The sequence below is a fragment of the Magnetovibrio sp. PR-2 genome, assembly GCF_036689815.1.
In the GTDB taxonomy this organism is placed as follows: Bacteria; Pseudomonadota; Alphaproteobacteria; order Rhodospirillales; family Magnetovibrionaceae; genus Magnetovibrio.
In genome coordinates this window covers 117,333-138,298 of sequence record NZ_JBAHUR010000007.1, presented here as the reverse complement: position 1 = coordinate 138,298, position 20,966 = coordinate 117,333, and the positions used below count along the sequence as shown (strand labels likewise).

At 54.7% G+C, this 20,966-nt stretch carries 20 protein-coding genes and 1 tRNA gene; 8 read left to right on the top strand and 13 right to left on the bottom strand.

What is annotated here, in order from left to right; all coding sequences use genetic code 11:
• Position 1: 1 nt before the first annotated feature.
• Positions 2-5,233 (bottom strand): tandem-95 repeat protein, encoded by a 5,232-nt coding sequence (locus V5T82_RS10525; RefSeq protein WP_332895591.1) that lies wholly within the window; start codon positions 5,231-5,233, stop codon positions 2-4.
• A 269-nt stretch (positions 5,234-5,502) separates the two neighbouring features.
• Here V5T82_RS10525 and V5T82_RS10520 point away from each other — a divergent pair, with 269 nt between their 5' ends.
• The 5 genes from V5T82_RS10520 to V5T82_RS10500 all read left to right on the top strand — a co-directional run bounded on the left by V5T82_RS10520 (position 5,503) and on the right by V5T82_RS10500 (position 10,015).
• Complete coding sequence (locus V5T82_RS10520; RefSeq protein WP_332895590.1) at positions 5,503-6,210, top strand: ABC transporter permease; 708 nt, start codon at positions 5,503-5,505, stop codon at positions 6,208-6,210.
• Positions 6,207-6,977 (top strand): ATP-binding cassette domain-containing protein, encoded by a 771-nt coding sequence (locus tag V5T82_RS10515; protein ID WP_332895589.1) that lies wholly within the window; start codon positions 6,207-6,209, stop codon positions 6,975-6,977. The genes V5T82_RS10520 and V5T82_RS10515 overlap by 4 nt, the downstream gene beginning before the upstream one ends.
• A gap of 173 nt (positions 6,978-7,150) precedes the next feature.
• Entirely contained in the window at positions 7,151-7,954 is an 804-nt protein-coding gene (locus V5T82_RS10510) for an ABC transporter substrate-binding protein (RefSeq protein WP_332895588.1), read from the top strand.
• A gap of 216 nt (positions 7,955-8,170) precedes the next feature.
• On the top strand, positions 8,171-9,160 hold the full coding sequence (gene moaA / locus V5T82_RS10505) for a GTP 3',8-cyclase MoaA (RefSeq protein WP_332895587.1): 990 nt from the start codon (positions 8,171-8,173) through the stop codon (positions 9,158-9,160).
• Between the two features lie 87 nt (positions 9,161-9,247).
• A complete protein-coding gene (locus tag V5T82_RS10500) occupies positions 9,248-10,015 on the top strand; it encodes an NAD kinase (protein ID WP_332895586.1) in 768 nt (255 codons plus the stop codon).
• A gap of 3 nt (positions 10,016-10,018) precedes the next feature.
• On the opposite strand, the gene V5T82_RS10495 is transcribed toward V5T82_RS10500, so the two are convergent.
• A complete protein-coding gene (locus V5T82_RS10495) occupies positions 10,019-11,095 on the bottom strand; it encodes a quinone-dependent dihydroorotate dehydrogenase (protein WP_332895585.1) in 1,077 nt (358 codons plus the stop codon).
• Positions 11,096-12,145: 1,050 nt separating this feature from the next.
• Here V5T82_RS10495 and V5T82_RS10490 point away from each other — a divergent pair.
• Positions 12,146-12,319 (top strand): hypothetical protein, encoded by a 174-nt coding sequence (locus tag V5T82_RS10490; protein ID WP_332895584.1) that lies wholly within the window; start codon positions 12,146-12,148, stop codon positions 12,317-12,319.
• A 7-nt stretch (positions 12,320-12,326) separates the two neighbouring features.
• Here V5T82_RS10490 and V5T82_RS10485 read toward each other — a convergent pair whose 3' ends face one another.
• Entirely contained in the window at positions 12,327-13,496 is a 1,170-nt protein-coding gene (locus V5T82_RS10485) for a M20 aminoacylase family protein (protein WP_332895583.1), read from the bottom strand.
• 15 nt (positions 13,497-13,511) lie between these two features.
• Positions 13,512-13,970, bottom strand: a complete 459-nt coding sequence (locus tag V5T82_RS10480; RefSeq protein WP_332895582.1) for a hypothetical protein — start codon at positions 13,968-13,970, stop codon at positions 13,512-13,514.
• Positions 13,971-14,114: 144 nt separating this feature from the next.
• Between V5T82_RS10480 and V5T82_RS10475 the strand changes: the two genes are divergently transcribed.
• A complete protein-coding gene (locus V5T82_RS10475) occupies positions 14,115-14,543 on the top strand; it encodes a YbaN family protein (protein ID WP_332895581.1) in 429 nt (142 codons plus the stop codon).
• 60 nt (positions 14,544-14,603) lie between these two features.
• On the opposite strand, the gene V5T82_RS10470 is transcribed toward V5T82_RS10475, so the two are convergent.
• The 8 genes from V5T82_RS10470 to V5T82_RS10435 form a co-directional block, all read right to left on the bottom strand.
• Entirely contained in the window at positions 14,604-15,236 is a 633-nt protein-coding gene (locus tag V5T82_RS10470) for a helix-hairpin-helix domain-containing protein (RefSeq protein ID WP_332895580.1), read from the bottom strand.
• A gap of 136 nt (positions 15,237-15,372) precedes the next feature.
• The gene (locus tag V5T82_RS10465) at positions 15,373-15,765 is read right to left on the bottom strand and encodes a hypothetical protein (RefSeq protein WP_332895579.1); all 393 of its coding nucleotides are present in this window, start codon (positions 15,763-15,765) and stop codon (positions 15,373-15,375) included.
• A 6-nt stretch (positions 15,766-15,771) separates the two neighbouring features.
• The gene (locus V5T82_RS10460) at positions 15,772-16,395 is read right to left on the bottom strand and encodes a hypothetical protein (protein WP_332895578.1); all 624 of its coding nucleotides are present in this window, start codon (positions 16,393-16,395) and stop codon (positions 15,772-15,774) included.
• A 57-nt stretch (positions 16,396-16,452) separates the two neighbouring features.
• Positions 16,453-16,833: a response regulator gene (locus V5T82_RS10455; protein ID WP_332895577.1), complete on the bottom strand. Its 381-nt coding sequence runs from the start codon at positions 16,831-16,833 to the stop codon at positions 16,453-16,455.
• Positions 16,834-16,876: 43 nt separating this feature from the next.
• Complete coding sequence (locus tag V5T82_RS10450; protein ID WP_332895576.1) at positions 16,877-17,806, bottom strand: response regulator transcription factor; 930 nt, start codon at positions 17,804-17,806, stop codon at positions 16,877-16,879.
• A gap of 170 nt (positions 17,807-17,976) precedes the next feature.
• Entirely contained in the window at positions 17,977-18,582 is a 606-nt protein-coding gene (locus V5T82_RS10445) for a hypothetical protein (protein ID WP_332895575.1), read from the bottom strand.
• Complete coding sequence (locus tag V5T82_RS10440) at positions 18,554-18,748, bottom strand: hypothetical protein (RefSeq protein ID WP_332895574.1); 195 nt, start codon at positions 18,746-18,748, stop codon at positions 18,554-18,556. Before V5T82_RS10440 ends, V5T82_RS10445 begins: the two co-directional genes overlap by 29 nt.
• A gap of 469 nt (positions 18,749-19,217) precedes the next feature.
• Positions 19,218-19,294 (bottom strand) — tRNA-Met (locus V5T82_RS10435).
• A gap of 194 nt (positions 19,295-19,488) precedes the next feature.
• Between V5T82_RS10435 and V5T82_RS10430 the strand changes: the two genes are divergently transcribed.
• Complete coding sequence (locus tag V5T82_RS10430) at positions 19,489-19,959, top strand: cytochrome C (RefSeq protein ID WP_332895573.1); 471 nt, start codon at positions 19,489-19,491, stop codon at positions 19,957-19,959.
• Here the strand turns inward: V5T82_RS10430 and V5T82_RS10425 are convergent.
• Positions 19,956-20,960 carry an MDR family oxidoreductase gene (locus V5T82_RS10425; RefSeq protein WP_332895572.1) on the bottom strand — a complete coding sequence of 335 codons (1,005 nt, stop codon included), beginning with the start codon at positions 20,958-20,960 and terminating at the stop codon, positions 19,956-19,958. The genes V5T82_RS10430 and V5T82_RS10425 overlap by 4 nt on opposite strands.
• Positions 20,961-20,966: the final 6 nt, after the last annotated feature.

Below are 20,966 nucleotides of genomic sequence, written 5' to 3'. Positions count from 1 at the left end.
TTTACGTCAGCGTATCCTTATCGAACGTCACGAGCACGCTGTCGCCATCTTGGGTAACCGTGTAGCCGGCACCCGGTTCGGCCTGGACATCGTTGAGCGTGACGGACACACCTGCATCCCCGCCAAAGGTGATGGTTGTGCCGTCGCTGCTTTCATCGTTTTGCAAAATGAAGTCATCCATATTGAACTCTTGACCTTCGAAGCGCAGAACGTCTTTGTGGCCCAAGTCCATGATGATGTCGTCGCCGTCGCCTGCGCGGAAGACGAATTCGTCGCGCCCCTCGCCACCTGTCAAGACATCGTCACCTTCACCCCCAACGATGACATCATTTCCTTTGCCGCCATCAATGACGTCGTCTCCCGCTTCGCCGTAAAGCTCATCGGAACCTTTTCCGCCGTCGATTTGATCCGCGCCATAGCCGCCATAAACTTCGTCGTTACCTTGGCCTGCATCAATGATGTCATCTCCGCCCGGCGCGGCTTCGAAGTTCACGTTGATGGTCGCCGTGTTGACAGCCGCTTCGCCGGTTTCAATTTCATTGGAGAACGCCGTCACATCCAGATCGAAGTTATCTGTTGAGCTGCCCACCGGAAGCGTCAAAGTGAGATTGTCCAGCTGCTCCAAGTCCGCACCCAACAACGTCCAGGTGCCGTCGCCATTGTCTGTGCCAACGCTCAGGCTGGCACCGTCTGGAACCCCTGCTATACCAACGCTCAAGGCCTCAGACCCATCCACGTCCACCAAAGCGGTATCGACTTCCAGGGCAACTTCAATGGGTTCAGTTGTCACGATGGGTTGAAGCGGCTGGTCGTCATCACCGCCAAAGTCATGGTCATCTTTGCCATCATCGTGACCATAGCCATGTCCCCGGCCATGTTCATCATGTCCCCGTCCATGATGTCCTTGATGATCTTCGTCGTGACCTCGTCCCCGGCCTTCATTATCGTCGTCGTCTTCATCATCTTCAGATGAGGTGGGCGTTTCGCTGTCGCCATAGATCACATCGTCGCCGGAGCCGCCTTCGATTTCGTCGGAACCTGTCGAACCGAACAGTGCGTCATCCTCCTTACCGCCTTCGATGTCCAAGCCCGGAGCAGGCTCAATGGTGACAACCACATCCGAGACTTGCAACACTGGCACATCGGCGACGGGTGCCACACCAACGGCGAAGTGAGACGTCGTACTCCCGCCGTCGCTGGAAACAGCCGTGACGCTGAGGTCTATGGTGCCGCTATAGTTTTCAGGCGGATTGAGCGTCAATTGAGACAGCTCGTCCGTCGACACTGTCCAAGACCCATCGCCATTGTTTGTGCCCGCAGACAAGGTTGCACCATCCGGAACGCCCGAGATGATAACGCTGTCCAGCGTTTCTCCCGTACCCGCAGGCATGGAAGCCGCGATGGACAAAGCCACCCCGTCGTCTTCTGTGCCGCTGACGTTGGCCGCTGCGATCACGGGATTATCTGAAACCGCACCCACATGCACGCTCATGGCATCCGACGTCACGGTGCCATCGGTGGAAATGGCGCTAAAGCCCATTTCAAACGCGCCGTTAAAATCTGTGGGTGGCGTGATGGTGAGACCTGCCAACTCATCGGCCGTCAAGGTCCACGTGGTGTTGCCATTGTCCGTACCGGCGCTCAAGGTTGCGCCTTCGGGCACACCTGTGACAATCACACGTTCGACGCTCTCTGTCGTGTTTGCAGGCATGCTGGCTGCAACGGCCAGTTCAATCGCGCCGTCTTCGTGTCCAACAGCATCGGCCACAGCTACAACCGGTGCATCAGCAACCGGATTGACCGTGACGGACAGCATATCCGTCGCCACCCCGCCATCGGTCGACGTCGCCGTGACGCTCAAATCAAACGCACCGTTATAATCGTGCGGCGGCGTCAGTGTCAGGCCGTCCAACTGATCCGGCGTCAAAGTCCAAGAGCCGTCACCATTGTCGATCCCGGCGTTCAAAAGCGCGCCCTGAGGCACGTTTTCAACGGTGATGGTATAAAGGGCTTCGGTGGTCTCTGCCGCCATGCTTGCGGCCAAAGCCAAAGCAATGGCGCCGTCTTCATGCCCCACCGCATCGGCAACAGCCAACTGCGGCTGGTCGGCCAAAGGCTGAACAGTGACATTAAAGTCGGCCGTCGCCACACCGCCGTCTGTTGAGACCGCTTGAACGCTTAACGCCAACGTTCCGGAGTAGTCCGTTGGGGGCGTGAAGGTCAGATAATCCAGTTGATCCGTGCCCAATGTCCAGGTGCCATCGCCGTTATCGGTCCCTGCCGACAACACAGCACCGTTCGGCACATTGGTGACCACGATGTGGTCTACGGTTTCTAGCGTTCCAGCCGGCATGGATGTGCCCAGTGTCAACACGACCGCGCTATCTTCCATACCCGTCACGTCCGCAGCTGCGATCACAGGGGTGTCGGCAATGGGTGCGACGGAGACCGCGAAACTGTTCGAACTGACCGTGCCATCCGAAGACACGGCACTGACGCCCAATTGCAGCGTGCCGTTATAGTCCGCCCCAGGGGTCAAAGTGAGACCGGGCAATTGACCCGGCGTCAACGTCCAGGTGCCGTCGCCGTTGTCCAGCCCGGCAGAAAGCTCCACATCGATGGGCACACCGGAAATCACGACCTCAGAAATGGTTTCAGAAGTCCCGCCCGCCATGGCTGCGGCAATGTTAAGGGCAATACTTGCGTCTTCTTGCCCCATGACATCGGATACAGCAATTTGCGGCGCATCGCCCACAGGCGAAACGTTCAAGGAAAATTGAGATGACGCCGTACCGCCATCACTGGACGTGGCTGTGACGTTTAAGTTCATGGTGCCGCTGAAGTCTTGCGGCGGCGTGACGGTCAAGCCGGACAGCTCTTGCGGGCTCACCGTCCAAGTGCCGTCGCCATTGTCAGAGCCAGCAGACAACACAGCCCCGCTAACAAGCCCAGCGATCACCAGCGATTGCACGGTTTCGGTCGTGCTTGAGGGCATAACTGCATTGACGGCCAAGGCAATGGCATTGTCTTCATAGCCTTCGACATTGGCCGACGCCAGCTGCGGCAGATCAGCAACAGGTGTAACATTGACGTTCACGGTGGCGATGCCCATGGCACCCGCTTCGTCTTCGACAAAATAGGTGAAGCTGTCGGCACCGCCGTAATCAGGGTCCGGCGTGTAGATAAACGAACCATTAGCGCTGATGGAAACGTGGCCGTGCTCGGGTCCGGCATCCTCAGACAAGCTAAATGTTAACGTGTCCCCTTCAAGGTCAGAAGCCGTCAACTGGCCAGAGAACACGTTGTCTTCTGCTATCATGACCGACCCAGCTTCTGCCGTCGGAGCTGTGTTGACAGGTTCCGGTTCTGGCTCCGGTTCGGGCTCGGGCTCGGGCTCGGGTTCGGGTTCTGGTTCGGGTTCCGGTTCTGGCTCCGGTTCCGGTTCTGGCTCCGGTTCCGGTTCTGGCTCAGGCTCGGGTTCTGGCTCAGGCTCGGGTTCTGGCTCCGGTTCCGGTTCTGGCTCGGGTTCCGGCGCGGGCTCGGGTTCCGGCACAGGCACAGGTTCCGGTTCCGGTTCTGGTTCTGGCTCGGGTTCTGGCTCGGGTTCTGGCTCTGGCTCCGGCTCCGGTTCTGGCTCTGGCTCCGGTTCTGGCTCTGGCTCCGGTTCTGGCTCGGGTTCCGGCGCGGGCTCAGGCTCGGGCTCAGGCTCGGGTTCTGGCGTGGGCACAGGTTCCGGCGTGGGGGCGGGCTCTGGTTCGGGCTTCGGCTCCGTTGCTTCGAACACAACCTCAGTCGGGGCCTCTGTTGTGGTTTCTGTTGTGGTTTCGTCTGTTGTGTCTTCAGATACAGTCGCGCTGGTGTCTGTTGGAATGTCTTGCTCTTCTGACCCGCCAGCTGGAACCATCTCAACCGTGTCCATCGGCGTTTCTTCATCGCCAAAGATTACATCCGCTTCAGCGGCCAAAGCGTCGGCGCTCAAGCCTTCGCCTGCATTCGTTTCAAAGGTGTCAAGCGGGGTGGTGTCATCCGCGACCACGCCTGACGCAAAGGCCACAGTCTCAGACGCACCCTCTTCAAAACCAGCTAAACCGTCTAATGGTATTTCGTCTTCTGAAACCAGCCCAAGCTCTTCAGCGTCGGGCACGTCAATGGTGGAGGAAAGCTCATCCATCACCATGGTGGGCTTGTCCAAGTCTGTCGCATCTTCGAATTGCGCCAGGCCATCTTCTACTGTGGTTTCAGACGCGGAGCTATCGCCTCCGGCTGAGGTGTCGAAACTGTTGAATCCCTCATCCGCCTGCAGGCCGTAATCATTGGCGTTGGTGTTCGTCAACGGCAGAAACTTGAGCGCGCCACCAAACATGGCTACAACGGCATCCATGGGGAACTCATCCGTCGAAAACGGCGGCGCGTCATAGGCGCTCACCGTCACCGCATGATAAGGTTGATTGATGGTGGAAACGCCACCTTGGTTGGTCACGATGACCTCACCCACAAAGCCGTCGGCTTCTTCCAACAACACCAACGTCATGTCGCGGCCATTGGAGATGTCGATGCCGATTTGTGTGCCGCGAATACCGATGGTCGCCACGGGCGTTGAAATCGTCATGGCGTCCGGATCGGTTTTGGAGACTTCACCGGAGACGATGGTGAACACACCCTTCATCACCGAAAGCGCAATGGAGCCTTCTTGCGTGCCGGGGTCGTACACCATTTCGTCCAAGACCAGCTTGGCATCCGTGCCCATGGACAAAGCCGTACCGTCGGCCAACAACACGCCGACACCGGCAGGGTCGCCTGTTTCCAAAATATCGCCCATCAAGACGTCATCGCCCATTTGCAAGGTGACACGAGAACCGTCTGCGCGAATCACGGTCACTTCACCGTCAAGTGATACAATCTTGCCAATGGGCTCTGCCGGGGCGGGGACCTCACCTGCGATTTGGCCCGGGGCCACCATGCCCGCCAAGCGCTCGACCAGGTCGCCTTCCAACATCGCGCCGCGCGTGGTGACCAAGTTTGGGGCGTCTTCTTGCATGAAATAATCAGCGATCAAAACCTGATTGCCGCCGCTGTCGGTAATCATCAAATCCGGACCTTGGCGTTCGAACTGGCCGTCGGCAGGATCGAAGCCCTTGGGCAGCTCAATCACACCTCCTGTGGCCTGGATGAATTCCACAGAGGGTGTCGCACCGCCGATATCGGCAGGGGCCCGCGTAAGTGTTGGAAACATCGCTAGCATGGTCCTTTTCCTTTGCCCAAATGGGGCTCAACGGCAAACCCAGGTTTGCAAAATCCTGAAAAATCTTAGAATCGCTCAATTGCACCTATGATTATTATATCTGAGGGCCGTTCTGGCTAGTTCAACCGCGCTTTTTTGCCAGATAAGGTTAATCAAATTTCCTACTTAAGTCGTAGAGAGAGCCTTGAGGGGTTTCGCATTTTGGCGGGCGTGATAAGCTTTCGCTCCGCTTTCAACCCTCCAAATCAGGTGCGTTATTGATGAATGACATGGGCAACGCGTTGAGCACGGCTGTTCAGCTGATCGTGTCCCTCGACCCCGATCTGGCCGAGATCGTGAGCCTGTCATTGTATGTCAGCCTCACCGCTGTGCTGGTCTCAACCCTCATCGGCGTGCCTTTGGGCGCTGCTGTGTCCATGATGCGTTTTCCCGGGCGTCGTGGTGTGTTGATTGTGCTCAATGCCTTAATGGGTCTGCCGCCTGTCGTGGTGGGCCTGATTGTCTATCTCAGCCTTTCGCGTTCCGGCCCGTTTGGCGTATTTGGGCTACTCTATACCCCCACCGCCATGATCATCGCCCAAGTTATTTTGGTCACGCCCATCATCGCCGCCCTGTCGCGCCAAGTGATCACCGATTTGTGGATTGAGTACGAAGACCAACTCACCAGCTTAGGGTCGAGCCGCATGCGCGCCATCCCGACGCTCATCATGGATGGGCGTTTTACGTTGCTGACGGCGGTGTTAGCGGGGTTTGGCCGTGCCACCGCAGAAGTCGGTGCGGTGATGATGGTGGGCGGCAACATTGATCACGTCACCCGCGTCATGACCACAGCCATTGCCCTGGAAGTCAGCAAAGGGGATCTGGCATTGGCGTTGGCGTTGGGCATCGTCTTGCTGTCCATTTCGTTAGCCATAGGAGCCGCGGCGCAACTGGTCAAAGACCGCCGAGAACGAAGGGCCGGATCATGAGCGCCCACGACACACCTGTTCTGCCCTTGAAGCTCGATAACGTTTGGTATCACGGGCGGGGCGACATTCCCTTGATCAAAGAATTCAACCTGGAACTGGACGCGGGAACGCGCACCATGATCGTCGGCCCCAATGGTGCCGGCAAAAGCTTGCTGTTGCGCCTGTGCCATGGATTGCTGCAGCCCAACCAAGGCTCCGTCACCTGGGCTTCACCTGAAACCGCCAAGTACGCCCAAGCCATGGTCTTCCAACGCCCTGTCATGTTGCGCCGAAGTGGGCGGGCCAACATTGAACACGCACTTGCCCTTCACAATGTGCCCCAGCGTGAACGCGCGGACATCGTTCACGACGTTTTGAAACGCACCGGCATGACCCGCCAAGCCGACGCCCCTGCGCGCGTCTTGTCGTTCGGTGAACAGCAACGTCTTGCCATTGCGCGCGCCTGGGCCTTGAAGCCGCAAATCCTGTTTTTGGATGAGCCCACCGCCAGCTTGGACCCCAGCGCCAGCCACCAAATCGAAGAGCTGATCCAGGCCATCTTCGCGCAGGGCACCAAGATCGTCATGACCACCCATGATTTGGGTCAAGCCAGACGTTTGGGCGACGAAGTCCTGTTTTTGCATCGCGGCCGTCTGTTGGAACAAGCCCCCGCTGAACAGTTCTTTGACCGGCCTGACAACGATTTGGCGCAGGCCTTTGTCAAAGGCGAGCTGTTGTGGTGGAAACGCGGCGAAGGCCCCCGCCACGACCCCAAACACGCCCGATAAGCCCTCAATCCTCAGACCTTTTAGCGTTATGCACAAAAATATACGACGAAAGTCGTATGCCCAATTGCATGGAAAAGCGGTATGCGTCATCTACCCGTTATTCCCAAATTGACATAACGCTTGTTTTGGAGGGATTATTGGCCAGACATTTGAATTCGAAAAGGACCATCCTTATGCGTTTTTTCGCTTCCCTCGCTATTGCCGCCAGCGTTTTGCTGGGCTCCAGCCTCGCCATGGCGGGCGACTTCATCACTGTGGCATCGACCACGTCCACGGCCAACTCCGGCCTGTTTGATGATATCTTGCCCCAGTTCACGAAAAAAACCGGCATAGAAGTGCGCGTGATTGCCGTCGGCACGGGCCAAGCCATTCGCCAAGCCAAAGCGGGCGATGCGGACGTCTTGTTCGTGCACCACCGCAAATCCGAAGAAGCTTTTGTTGCCGAAGGCTTTGGCGAAAAACGCTATGACGTGATGATGAACGACTTCATCGTCATCGGCCCGAAAGCCGATCCGGCAGGCGTAAAATCCACCAAAGACGTCAACGCTGCATTGACCGTCATCTCCACCGCAAAAGCCAACTTCGTTTCGCGCGGCGACGATAGCGGCACGCACAAGCGGGAGCGCGGTTTGTGGACATCCGCCGGCTTGACCCCAGGCGGCAACTGGTACCGCGAAGCCGGTGCAGGCATGGGGGCTACGTTAAACATGGCCCAAGGCATGGGCGCCTACGCCCTGTCGGATCGCGGCACTTGGATCGCGTTCAAAAACAAAGACGGATTGGACATCGTGCACGAAGGCAGTTCCAACCTCGCCAACCCTTACGGCGTGATCTTGGTCAGCAAAGCCAAACACCCGCACGTGAAGTCCGAATTGGGCCAAACGTTCATCGATTGGCTGGTCTCCAAAGACGGTCAACACGCCATCGCCGCCTTCAAGCTGCAGGGCGAACAGCTGTTCTTCCCCACCGCTCAATAAGTCTGCTGACAGTTTTGTCGGGCAAAGGGCCTGCACTTTGGGAATTGAGCCTCCCGGGAGTGTGGGCCCGAAGTCTATTTGACCACCGTCAATGCATTTGATCTGCGACTAAAGTACCAAAACCCACAGTGAGTTTATGGACGACACGTATCCGCAAACACGGTATTTTGAAAACTGAGGCGTTGTATTTGACCAGTCACAACGCATATGAGGACCATGCAAGACACATTCGGCCGCCCCATCACCTATCTGCGCGTTTCGGTCACCGACCGTTGTGATTTCCGCTGCTTTTATTGCATGGCGGAAAGCATGACGTTTTTGCCGCGCAAAGATTTGTTGAGCTTGGAAGAACTAGACACGGTGTGCTCCACCTTTATTGAACGTGGTGTGAAGAAGCTGCGTCTCACGGGTGGTGAGCCTTTGGTGCGCCGCGGCATTTTGGGCCTCATAGAAAAGCTTGGCCGTCACCTGGACACGGGGCTATTAGAAGAGCTGGTGATGACCACCAATGGTTCACAGTTGGCGAAGTATGCGCACGACCTCAAACGACTGGGCATGAAACGCATCAATGTGTCCATGGATTCGTTGGATCCGGACAAATTCGCCGAGATCACGCGGCGCGGTGACATCAATCAGGTCTTGGACGGTTTGAAAGCCGCTCAGGATGCGGATCTGAAAGTCAAAATCAACACCGTGGCGCTGAAAAACTTCAATGAAGATGAATTGAGCGATATGGTGGGCTGGTGTGGAGAACAAGGTTTCGACATGACCTTGATCGAAACCATGCCACTGGGCGACATTGGTGGGGACCGAACACAACAGTACCTTCCCCTTTCCGACGTGCGTCAGAAGCTCGAAGCGGATTGGAGCCTCATTCCCTCCACCCATTCGACGGGCGGGCCGTCGAAGTATTTAGACGTGCGCGAAACCGGGCAAAAGGTCGGCTTCATCACGCCGCTGTCCGATCACTTCTGCGACAACTGCAATCGCATGCGCCTGACCTGCACGGGCACGCTCTATATGTGCCTGGGCCAAGACAGTTCCGTTGATTTGCGCGAAGCGATGCGGTCTTGCGATCCCATGGGCAAACTCAACGGTGCCATTGACCAAGCGCTACACTTAAAGCCCAAAGGCCATGAGTTCGTTATCGAACCGGGCCACGGCGAGCCCGCCGTCAAACGCCACATGAGTGTCACGGGTGGCTGATAAGCTCTTCAAAACTCACGGCTAAACTTTCCGGGCCCAATGGTTTATACTCCGCCAAACCTTGAGTGAAACAGGACCGCCGTTTCCATGAAGTTTGAAAAAATCGCCTTTGTTGCCGCGCGCCAAAAGCATGCTCAGGAAGCCCTGAAAGCTTTAAAAAAACGCTACGGCTCCACCCAGCCCGCCAAGGCCGACGTGATCGTCGTTTTGGGCGGTGACGGCTATATGCTGCGCTCGCTGCACAAATACCTGCGTCGCGAAGTGCCGCTGTATGGCATGAACCGGGGCTCCATCGGCTTTTTGATGAACGAATTCAAAGAAACCGGCCTGACCAAACGTTTGAGCCGGGCGGAACCCATCAACATTCACCCGCTGCTCATGACGGCCATTGATTCGCGTGGCAAAAAGCACGAAGCCTGGGCCTTCAACGAAGTTTCATTGCTGCGCTATCGCCGCCTGGCCGCAAAGCTGCGCATCAAAATCGACGACCAAGTGCGCTTGGACGAAATGATTTGCGACGGGGCTTTGGTGTCTACGGCTGCGGGCAGCACAGCGTACAACCTGTCTGCCCACGGGCCGATTATCCCCATGGGCTCCGACATCTTGGCCTTGACGCCCATCAGCGCCTACCGCCCACGTCAATGGCGCGGTGCGTTGTTGCCTGCCAATGCACGGGTGACGTTTGAAGTGATCGATCCGAAGCTGCGCCCCGTAAACGCCGTCGCCGACGACTTGGCCGTGCGCAATGTGCGCAAAGTCGAAGTGGTCGAAGACCGCTCCGTCGCACCGGTGTTGCTGTTTGATCCGGAACACAATCTGGAAGAACGCATTTTGCGCGAACAGTTCCAGGTTTAGGGCTTAAGCACCCTTCTGCCCCACAGCCTGCAGCACGGATGCAAAGCCGTCGGCTTTGAGCATCTCGGCCAGCTCGCGGTTGATGCCGGCGGCAATGGCTGGGCCTTGGTAGACCATGGCGGAATACAGCTGCACCAACGAGGCCCCCGCGAGGATCTTGTCATAAGCCGTCTTGGCGTCTTCGATCCCGCCCACACCGACCAGCACCATCTTGCCGCCGGTGGCTTCATACATCTCGCCCAACACGCGGGTCGAGGCTTCAAACAGCGGACGACCGCTCAAGCCGCCCGTCTCGCCCTTGTGCAGGCCTTGTAAAGTGTCGGGGCGCTCGATGGTGGTGTTGGTGACAATCAAACCGTCGATACCGACCTCTTGACTGACCTGGGCAATATCGGATTTGTCTTCATCCGTGAGGTCCGGCGCAATTTTCAACAGCAACGGCGGCGTGCGGGTGTCTTTGGTGGTGGCGTCCAACGCGGTTTTGGTGCGGGTCAAAAGCTCGCGCAAGGGCTCGGGTCCTTGAAGCGCACGCAGGCCCGGTGTGTTGGGGCTGGAAACGTTGATGACCATGTAGTCTGCAAGCGCACCAAAATTTTGTGCACCGACTTCATAGTCTGCAGCTGCGTCTTCAGTCTCTTTGTTTTTGCCCAAGTTTACGCCGACGATGCCGCGCGCCCGGTCGCGGCTTTGCAAACGACGGACAGAGACGTCGTGACCTGCGGAATTAAACCCCATACGATTGATGACGGCGCCGTCTTGTTCAAGACGGAATAAGCGCGGCTTCGGATTGCCCGGTTGCGGGCGCGGTGTAATCGAACCCACTTCCACAAAGCCGAAACCTTGGGACAGCATTTGGGTATACACGTCAGCGTCTTTGTCAAAACCGGCCGCCAAACCGACCGGATTGGGAAAGACCAAGTCCCAAAGCTTCACCTGAAGCACGTCGTCTTCTACCCGCGCGGGGGCAGGCATGATGCCAAGCTTCAAGGCCGTCAGCGCCAGTGCGTGGGCGCGCTCAGGATCCAACAAACGCACCAAAGGCCATATCAATTTGTAAGTACCGGTACGTGCAACAGCCATGGGGGAGTTCCTTTCACATCCGTATCGCCACCTTCTAAGGGAAATCCGCACCGGACACAATGCACAGATCATGGTGAATGCGGCCCGAAAATTAGCAAAATGCAAATCATTTCGCGTTTTGCCCCTTCATAAACCGGGAAGAATTCTCATTTCGCAATGCAGCAAGAATCACACAAGCGTATGTTTCGCATATATTTCAATCCCCTAACACAGGGCCTGTGATTTGGCACGTTGCTTGCTTTTATTTGGGGGAAAGCGGGACATTCGCTTGGATATTTTGATGGCAACCTCTTCGCCCCCCAGCAAGGCCATCTTTCAATGGGCAACGCCCCACCGCGCCCATTCCAACAATGTCCCGCTTTCTACGTCTCCCCTCCCTTAAAGTACAGGTGCTGAGCCGCGTGCCCCCTCACACAACTAGCATCGCACTCAGTTCTATGGTTATTCACCAAAAGGATTCGTAATGGCCTTGACCATATGCGCCGCAAAAGCGGCCTGACACGCCCGCCACCAGCACACACGCCAACCAAATATTTTATAACAATTTTAATGGATTAAGCAAGAATAGCCTCGTCACAAAACTGACTTGAAATTATTCCAAAAGAGGGCTTGACTGCATCCATATTTGATGAAATATTACTTGAGTAATTTGGTTGGTTTTGTGTGTAAACGCCAAATTTAAAGCACCTTCTCCTAATTGATCGGGAGCAGCCTTCACGTCCCCCCCTGCACCGGTCATACCGGAAAGCCCCTCTTCCTACGAAGTGGGGCTTTCCCAATTTTTGGGCGTCGGCCCTATCGCTAAGTCCCGTTGATCCCAAGTCTGCATTGCAAAATGCAATACAAAGTCAGCATTTTTCAAAATTTCGCAATTTTGGAAAACTTTGCGAAGTTTCCAAAACCGGATAAACAGGACTGATTTTAAATAAGAAAATAGAAATGTATGCAGCCCAATTCCAGCTTGGCACAGTTGGCATTTCTTTTGCTTGTGTAAAAGCGAACAGAACGTTGCTTACATAACGTGAGCCTATAGAAAATAGGAACCATATTATGAACACCATTTTTTCCGCAGACATGATCGACATGGCCCAAGCCTTCAACCCCGCAATGGTTGGAGATATCATCGACTTGGACGATGTGATCGCCAAAGCCCCAAACAACGCTGATATGGACGGCGACACCTTGGCTTTGGTCACCGACGTGATCAACAGCTTGGACGCTTAAGCCGCGCCTAATCAGCCAGGACGTTTCCCACCAGCTTGACCCAATAGCTCGCGCCCACGGCCAAGGCTTCATCGTTGAAGTCGTATTTGGGATTGTGGAGCAAACAACCGCCTGTGCCTGGGCCGTTGCCCATCCACACGTAGCTACCGGGGCAGGCCTCAAGCATATAGGCGAAGTCTTCCGCGCCCATGCTGGGCACCGGGTGGTGATCAACATTTTCGTGCCCCACCACATCCGCCGCCGCCATGGCAGCCAGGCCGGATTCGGTGTCGGAATTGATGGTGGCCGGATAGCTTCTGTGGCGTTCCAGCGTAAAGTCCGCGCCATAGCCTGTGCAAATCCCCGACGCCAATTCCTTCATTCGGGTCCACAGATGATCGCCCACCGCTTCACGGAACGACCGGATGGCGCCTTTGAGCTCCACACTGTCGGGAATGACGTTATACGCATCGCCGGCATGAATTTGCGTCACAGAAATAACGCCGGCGTCTTGCGGGTCGATGGTGCGGCTGACGATGCCTTGCCATGCGGTGATGACTTGCGCCGCAACAACAACCGGGTCAACGCCTAAGTGCGGCATACCACCATGTGCACCTTGTCCCTGAATGCGGGCTTCAAACGACGTATAAGCCGCCATGATGGGGCCAGGCGTCACGGCAAATGTCCCCACGTCCATCCCCGGCCAATTGTGAAGGCCGTAGACGCCATCAACGGGGAACTTTTCGAACAAACCCTCTTCAACCATATTTTTGGCCCCGCCCTCGCCTTCTTCGGCAGGTTGGAAGATGAACACGACACGGCCTTTGAAGAATTTCGTTTCGCTGAGATACTTCGCCGCCCCCAACAGCATGGCCGTGTGTCCATCGTGCCCGCACGCATGCATTTTTCCGGCGTGGATCGAGGCATAGTCCAAGCCCGTCAACTCATCCATAAACAGTGCATCCATATCGGCGCGCAAACCAATGGCCGGACCGTCACCATGGTCCAAGACGCCAACCACCCCGGTTTTGGCAAAGCCTGTATGCACCTCAAGTCCGAAACTTTTCAGCTGCTCAGCCACCAGCGCAGCTGTGCGAACCTCTTCAAATGCGGTTTCGGGATGCGCATGGATGTCGCGCCGCCACGCTTTCATGGTGTCCACGTAAGCTTCAATACCAGGGGCAAGATTGAGGGTCATGGTCCGTCCTGTCGTTCAAGTCGTGTAGGCAATGTCTTTACAGGCTTTGATGAAGGCCCGCTTGGATATGGTGTTACAGAGCTCAGGCGTTTCGCAACGCTCCAGGATCAAAGCATACAGCTCTGGCGCTTGATCCACCAACTCTTCTATGTGCCACGGGAAACTGGAAAAAGCATCGCGCGCGGTTTCAATCACACCGTAAAGTGCCCGTTCAGGATCGTTTGACAAATCGTTCTTTGACAGGCGCATCACCACATCGACCATGGCCAGCAAAGCAGCCTTGGTCCAACACGCGCGCGAAACTTGGGCATCGCAGAGCTCCAACGCTTCTTCGTCGTCATCACTGAGGGAAAATAAAATGTCGAACTTATCGCGTGTCCCACCTGCATAGAGATCGTACACTTGTACCAATATGGGATGCAGCAGCGTGCTTGTGCATTTCACGGAGCCAGGGCAATCGTCACAATTTTTCATCGTCAAAGAGGTCTTTCATACTTATGCCCTCCCCATGTGGCCCGAACGGGGGGCAATATCAATGGTGAAGTGGGACGTGTTTCGATAAAATGAGTTGGCGTTCGAAAACGACACCCCCACATTCACGCCAGTGGACATGCAAACATGACGAACGAACCCAAAGAGACAAACACATCCATCCCTGCTGCCTGCAAGAAGCATGTCTTCATTGCTTTGGGTTGGATTTTTTTTGCCTTGGGCGTGATCGGTGCATTTTTGCCGGTGATGCCGACCGTCTTGTTCATGATTTTGGCGCTCTGGGCCTTTGCCAACGGATCTGAAGAGCTTCACAACTGGCTCTACAACCATCCTCGCTTCGGTCCGTCCCTACAACGCTGGGACAAACACCGCGTCATCCCCTTGCATGGAAAAATCGCAGCCATTGGCGGTATGGCGTTAAGTTTGATTTACGTCATCGGGTTTAGCGAAGCGCCCGCCGTCGCCAAATTTGCTGCAACCGCGTTCATCACCTTCGGTGCCATATACGTCATCACCAAACCGAGCCGCGAACCGGTCTCTGAAACGGAACAATAGGCATCAAAAAAGGCCGCCCAAGCAAATCGCTTGAACGGCCCTTTTGGTGTCTGCCCGACGTTATTTTTTCTTACGACGTGCGGGGGCTTTTTTCTTTGCAGCAGCTTTTTTCTTGGCCGGAGCCTTCTTCTTAGCTGGTGCTTTTTTCTTTGCAGGCGCTTTCTTTTTAACGGCGGCCTTCTTCTTGGCAGCAGCCTTCTTAGCCGGAGCCTTTTTCTTCGCAGCAGCCTTTTTCTTAGCCGGAGCTTTCTTCTTCGCAGCGGCCTTCTTCTTAGCTGGCGCTTTTTTCTTAGCCGGAGCCTTCTTCTTTGCAGCGGCTTTTTTCTTTGCAGCGGCTTTCTTTTTAGGTGCAGCTTTTTTCTTCGCAGCAGCCTTCTTCTTGGCCGGAGCTTTTTTCTTCGCAGCAGCTTTCTTCTTCGCTGCCGGTTTAGCGGCTGCTTTCAAAAGTGCTTTAGCAGATGCGATGATTTTCTTTGCAGAAGCTTCACCGATGCCCGGGTATTCAGCCAGCTGCTTCGCCGTCATTTTTGCAACACGGGCAACGCCAATACGTTTTTCCTTCAGTGCTGCTGCTGCCGCAGGGCCGATGCCCTTAACGTCAGTCAAAACTGGATTAGCCATAGTACGAGGTACTCCCCTAAGTTCCGATCGATCCCCACGTAACGCTTGCAGTGCATTTCGTGTACGACACATACTAAGACATACTTGCCAACAACGAAACAGTTACGCGTAAAAAAATTACCGTAACCCTCAAACATTTATGTTTGGTGAAGATAAACTGTACTCAGTTTGCGCGTTTAATCTCGTACAAAACCAAAATTCGGTGCCATCAATGAACGGGCTTTGCAGTTTCTATGTCGGGTGCGTCGGGCAACGTCAGTTCAAGGTCTTCTTGATCGTTGGTCATCTCCGCATGGGTCATCATAGTCGCCATCAAAGACATGGACGTGTCAATGGTCCAACGCACTTGCGCTTCGCCGGTGGCGTTCCCAGCCGCAATAACTTCAGGCAAGATTTGTTTTTGCAAAAACCCTGAAACCCCAGCAAGAGCACGGGCTGCGGCGCGCAAGCTTGCGGCCTTAACTTTAAACGAAGCACCCTCGTCGATTTGATCGGCGATGGTTTGAAGCTGATCCATCATGTGGGAAATGTCTGCGTCGCTACGTTCTGTTTTGGATGCAGCAAAGCGCAATTGCGCTGCATAAAAGGCGTAAGGGTTCATTATTCGTTACGTATCAAACGACGCGTTTAACTCTGCGCGCTTGGCTTTCATTTGTTGTTTCAATTTGTCACGCAAATCGTCGGATTCTTTATCCAACTCTTTTTCCATACGTTTAATCCGGCGCGTCAAATCTTCGATGCGGCGCAAAGATTTTTCACGCTTCTTAGCTTGATGGCGACGAAAGTACTTCATCAAACGCCATTCACCAACAATCGCGAGGGTGATCAAACCTGTCATCGTCAAGATAAATGCGACCACCAGATAAGGCGCTTTGTCGAACGCAAACACCGTTCCCCAAAAGCCAACCGTGACCAAAGCCGCAGCCAAAGTGAACAAGACCCGGCGCGACACATGATCGTCGTCTTTGGCGGCATCTTCCGCAGCGGCAACGGCCAAAGCAATTTCCATGCGTGCCATGTCTTGCCATTGGCGCAAGGACATGCCTTCAGCCAATGTGCGGCCTTCACGAATGAATTGTTCTAAGCGTTTAACGACAAAATCGGCACGTTGTTGAGGGGACGGATGCCCGGCTTCTTCCAAAGGCGGATTGCTGTCCTCATGATCGGGCAAAACAAGCTTTTGGGCTTGTTCTTGCTCGGGCGGAAGGAAATTTTGATCTTGCTCGGCCATGCTTAGATCGACATCTCATGAAGCGGAAAGGTGTTCGCACCATTCATAGCACGACACTCACGTCAACAGAATGGGCAAAGATTGCTCTAACGCTTCGGGGTTGATCGGTTTCATCAAATGCGGCAGCCCGATTTTGTCCAGCTTGTCCAAAAGTTCGGGCGTGGTTTCCCCGGTGATGACAATCCCGGGAACAAATGCGCTGTAGAGCTGCGTAATGGCATTGTATGCATCCAGACCCGTTTGTTCACCGCTTAAGCCGTAATCGATGATGATCAAATCCGGCGCCTGGCCCAACGCCGTTGCTTTTTTAATAGCTTCGTCGGCTGAGCCCGCCATCAAAACATCATAGCCCCACGCGCGCACAAGGCTTGCCGTCGCACTGAGCACCATGGGGTCGTCTTCGATAATCAAAATGGTTTGTGTTTCGGACGGCATCATTTCCCCGTGTCGCTGCTGTTCACATGTGCCGCGCGCACCCGACTTAGGCGATACGCCCTACAGACGTTGAAATATCGTGGGCCAAGGCCGCCGTTTTTTCATCGGCGTCGAAGGCCTTTTTAATCGCAGAACTCAGTTCCGGCAGCAAGTGCAAGTCACGTATGTTCGGTGCGTCGACATTGCGATGAACGGCCTGCGCCACCTTGATCATGGACTCGCCCAACTCGCGCACATGCTCACGATCTGTTCCGCGCATGCGCCGGACCAAGTCTTCGGACACAAACACCAAACGGCGAACCATACCCTTCAGATTGGCGTCGACATCCCCAATGGAATAGCGCGGCACAATTTCGTCGACCAAGTACTGAACTTGAAAGGCATGACGTTCCATTTTTTGCTCGTTAATGATCCGCGCCGCGGCATTGATCGCGGCTTGGACTTGGGCCAAATCAGCTTTGCTATCGGATCGTTTGTAGAGCAAAGGGTTGGGCACATTGAAAACGGGGATTTCCTGCGTACCCGGTCGCGCCCCATTTTTGCGCCGGTCCGGCCCAATGTAATCCGTCGTCACCACAAAGCCTTTGCGGTTTTTCGACAAACCTCCCAGACGATCCAAGATTTGTTTCACCGAAACCGGCTTTAACAACACATCGTCCGCGCCGGAGTTCACGACTTTGCGCACAACATCAACCGACGGATTTTCCGTCAGGGCCATCGTCACCAAAAACGGATTTGTGCCGGCACGGTGGTGACGAATGCCGTAAAGCAGCTCGCACATGTCTTCGCCTTCCAACGTCACGTCGGTGATCAAGACATCGAGCCGGTCCTCGCTCACCGCTTCGCGCACCACACGGGTCTGGCCCGTATCACGAATGCTGTGATAGCCGTGTTGACGCAAGGAATCGGAAACGGTACGCCGAATTTGAACATTCGGTTCCGCCAGCAAAATATTGATGTTTTCAAACCCGGACATGGAGCTCTACCTTAATTTGAACCCAACAGTTCAGCGCCACAGACAGTCAATTTATACCTATATTTCGGTAGGTTTATCAGACTTTTTAATTAATTTTTATGAATTCCAACAAAAACCCCCGGTTTTCAGGCGAAAACCGGGGAGTTTGGAATGGTAGCTGAGCTGTGCCATTAGTCTGGCAATTCATCCTTGAGTGCCGAGCTGATCCTCCGCATCTCATCAATTGCAGTTTGTAAATAGACCATCGAGTCAAAGAAGAGGGCAAGAGATTCTTGATTATAGTGACGACGACAAGAAATATACCGCAGCTCATTGTATAAATCTTGGAACTTTTGACGCATGCCTTCACTTCTTTCGGTGCCAATTTTTTGGGCAATCCACTCATCTGAGAAGTCAACATGTAAAAGTGCGCCGATAATTTTAATCATCACTTCTTCTTGCAGAAACTGAAAGTGTCCCTGCTTCAACAAAGATTGATTAAGGTTAATAATGCGTTCGCGTGTAAGCCTGTAGAAGACAATCCCCGCTAGCTTCCCTTCCGAAATACCGTTTTCGAGGCCGCGACGGCGATGTACGAATTCGATATCAAAATTTGCTTCACGCATAGCGGAAAAAAACCGCCCAAAATCAACCGAAACGCCCTCGAAGTCGTCTACATGGACAGCTTCAAGGGCATATTCGATAATTTGAGCGAGTAATTTACGTTGAGCGTTTTCAGAAAAGAAAAGTATGCTTGTGGAGGTGGTGTCACCAGTTGGCGTTGTCAATCCACTCACCACCGTTAGTTACCCCTCCATTAAGGCCCAAACCTTCGTCAGTTTTGACGCCATCTTCCTTATATTGATTTTGTGCCTCAATGATAGCCTCTTCCCTCTTTGTCGGGTCGCGTAATTCCGCGAGAGTTTTCGACATTTGGGTGTTCTCCTCATTGGTTGTGTTCACTGAACGCCCTCCCTGTATCATCAGCATTCGTGACTTGTCAATACGCATGCTACCAAATTGTTGGTGCCACGCAACGATAAAAGCAGGGCATTAAATATTGGTTTAATTGTGAAACCACAGACAAGTCTCTGTTTTTTGAACGTTTCCACCGTACATAGAACTTCGAAACAATCGCGGGTTTTGACGAGAGAAATGGAATTTGCACAATATTTGGTGTGAAGCCACCCAATTCAACTTAACTTGGTCTCAAATTCTCGCTCTCGATTCTCTTGTCAAATCGGTGTGTATAAAAAAACGCGCACGGCCTAAGGAAGCTCTACTTAGCTTACTTCTCTTCAATTGACGACCCAACGATAATCTTGTGACCACACCAACACAGTTCCAGATAAAGCACATGCCTTAGAACAATCCGTATGGTGTTTCCTAAAACAACGGCCCAGCGCGATAAGCGCTAAGCCGTTGTTACAATTGGTAGCTGGAGGCAGACTTGAACTGCCGACCTCGGCATTATGAGTGCCGCGCTCTAACCAGCTGAGCTACCCAGCCACAGTGGGTGCGCCGTAATTAATTCATCACGAACGGCGCGTCAAGGGATAAAGAAACGATCCGCCCAATTTCAGCAAAACGCCCAGAAAATCACCTTTTTTTGTTCGTTCAGGAACGGTTCAGGAGAATTTCGTTACTTTGAGCCTCAACAGACACAAACGGCCCCCCACTCTGGGCTTTGAGAGTTGAGGTATATGATGAACAAAACAGTACTCGTTCTGGGATCAGTCCTAGGCCTAGCCATTGCAGCCCCTATTTTGACCGCGCAAGCCGATGGCGACAAAGGCAACTGGCGCGCCTATAAATCCATGGCCGTCACCGACGCCACCACCCAGCAAGAATGCGCCGAATGCCATATCGCCTACCCGGCACGCCTACTGGACGCAACAGCCTGGAAAACCTTGATGGGGGATCTGCCCAACCACTTTGGCGAAGATGCCAGCTTGGATGAAGCCACGCGCTCACACATCGAAAACTATTTGGTCGAAAACAGCTCGCGCCGCTCCAAAGCCCGATCAATCCGCATTTCCGAGCAACGCTGGTTCGTGCACGAACACCAAGAAGAAGACGAAGTCAGCCCCAGCCAATTCAAAAAGGCCAAAACCTGGGCCAACTGCAAGGCCTGCCACAAAGACGCGGACAAAGGCCACTTCGACGACGACTAAGCGTTCAGGTCGATCACCGCACGCCCACGAACCTTGCCGTCGAGGATCTTTGCGCCCAACTCCAACAAATCGCCCATGGGGTGGATTTCGACCATATCGTCGAAGTGATCCAAGGGAAGTTCCTGGGACAAACGCTCCCAGGCGGTTTTGCGCCGCTCGGGCGGGCAGGTGACGCTGTCGATGCCCAAGATGTTCACGCCACGCACCAAAAACGGCATGATGGAGGCCTCAAACGTCCAGCCCGCCACATTGCCCACCGCCGCAACGCTGGCTTTGGGTTTCAGCGCCGACAACAAGTTCCCCAACATCACACCGCCGACGTTGTCGATGGCCCCTTCCCAGCGCCCGCTCACCAACGGGCCCTTGGGTGGGGTTTCCAGCTCTTCACGGGAAATGATGGAATGTGCGCCTAAGTCTTTTAGGTACTGATGTGTCTCTTCACGCCCAGTTTCTGCGCAAACCTTGTAGCCCAGGTTCGACAACAACGCGATGCACATGGTGCCCATGCCGCCAGCAGCCCCGGTAACCAACACTTCGCCCTCAACGTCGGGGGTGAGACCGTGGTCTTCCAAATCCATCAAGGCCATCATCGCCGTCAAGCCAGCAGTCCCCAACCCCATGGTCTGCACCATGTTGAGCCCCTTGGGCAGCGGCACCAGCCATTCAGACTTGGCCCGCGCGCGCTGGGCATAGCCCCCCCACCACACTTCACCGACGCGCCAGCCCGTGCAAATCACTTCATCACCCGGTTGGAAACGTCCCGACGTGCAGTCTTCGACCACGCCGACGTAATCCACGCCGGGGATGTGGGGGTAGTCCTTCACCAATTTGGTGCGCCCGTTCATGATCAGGCCGTCTTTGTAGTTCAGCGACGAATATTTCACGGCAATGGTGGTGTCGGCGTCGGGCAGTTGATCAGTGGACAGTGTCTCAATCGCGCCGGAAACTTTGCCGTCGTCGGCGCGGTTCAACATCAAGGCTTTGAATGCAGTGTCGGACATGTGGGG

What these genes read in the sequence shown, in the direction of transcription:
- V5T82_RS10525 (WP_332895591.1), bottom strand. Translation starts at nt 5,233, where the DNA reads ATGTTTCCAACACTTACGCGGGCCCCTGCCGATATCGGCGGTGCGACA.
- V5T82_RS10520 (WP_332895590.1), top strand. Translation starts at nt 5,503, where the DNA reads ATGAATGACATGGGCAACGCGTTGAGCACGGCTGTTCAGCTGATCGTG.
- V5T82_RS10515 (WP_332895589.1), top strand. Translation starts at nt 6,207, where the DNA reads ATGAGCGCCCACGACACACCTGTTCTGCCCTTGAAGCTCGATAACGTT.
- V5T82_RS10510 (WP_332895588.1), top strand. Translation starts at nt 7,151, where the DNA reads ATGCGTTTTTTCGCTTCCCTCGCTATTGCCGCCAGCGTTTTGCTGGGC.
- moaA (WP_332895587.1), top strand. Translation starts at nt 8,171, where the DNA reads ATGCAAGACACATTCGGCCGCCCCATCACCTATCTGCGCGTTTCGGTC.
- V5T82_RS10500 (WP_332895586.1), top strand. Translation starts at nt 9,248, where the DNA reads ATGAAGTTTGAAAAAATCGCCTTTGTTGCCGCGCGCCAAAAGCATGCT.
- V5T82_RS10495 (WP_332895585.1), bottom strand. Translation starts at nt 11,095, where the DNA reads ATGGCTGTTGCACGTACCGGTACTTACAAATTGATATGGCCTTTGGTG.
- V5T82_RS10490 (WP_332895584.1), top strand. Translation starts at nt 12,146, where the DNA reads ATGAACACCATTTTTTCCGCAGACATGATCGACATGGCCCAAGCCTTC.
- V5T82_RS10485 (WP_332895583.1), bottom strand. Translation starts at nt 13,496, where the DNA reads ATGACCCTCAATCTTGCCCCTGGTATTGAAGCTTACGTGGACACCATG.
- V5T82_RS10480 (WP_332895582.1), bottom strand. Translation starts at nt 13,970, where the DNA reads ATGAAAAATTGTGACGATTGCCCTGGCTCCGTGAAATGCACAAGCACG.
- V5T82_RS10475 (WP_332895581.1), top strand. Translation starts at nt 14,115, where the DNA reads ATGACGAACGAACCCAAAGAGACAAACACATCCATCCCTGCTGCCTGC.
- V5T82_RS10470 (WP_332895580.1), bottom strand. Translation starts at nt 15,236, where the DNA reads ATGTGTCGTACACGAAATGCACTGCAAGCGTTACGTGGGGATCGATCG.
- V5T82_RS10465 (WP_332895579.1), bottom strand. Translation starts at nt 15,765, where the DNA reads ATGAACCCTTACGCCTTTTATGCAGCGCAATTGCGCTTTGCTGCATCC.
- V5T82_RS10460 (WP_332895578.1), bottom strand. Translation starts at nt 16,395, where the DNA reads ATGGCCGAGCAAGATCAAAATTTCCTTCCGCCCGAGCAAGAACAAGCC.
- V5T82_RS10455 (WP_332895577.1), bottom strand. Translation starts at nt 16,833, where the DNA reads ATGATGCCGTCCGAAACACAAACCATTTTGATTATCGAAGACGACCCC.
- V5T82_RS10450 (WP_332895576.1), bottom strand. Translation starts at nt 17,806, where the DNA reads ATGTCCGGGTTTGAAAACATCAATATTTTGCTGGCGGAACCGAATGTT.
- V5T82_RS10430 (WP_332895573.1), top strand. Translation starts at nt 19,489, where the DNA reads ATGATGAACAAAACAGTACTCGTTCTGGGATCAGTCCTAGGCCTAGCC.
- V5T82_RS10425 (WP_332895572.1), bottom strand. Translation starts at nt 20,960, where the DNA reads ATGTCCGACACTGCATTCAAAGCCTTGATGTTGAACCGCGCCGACGAC.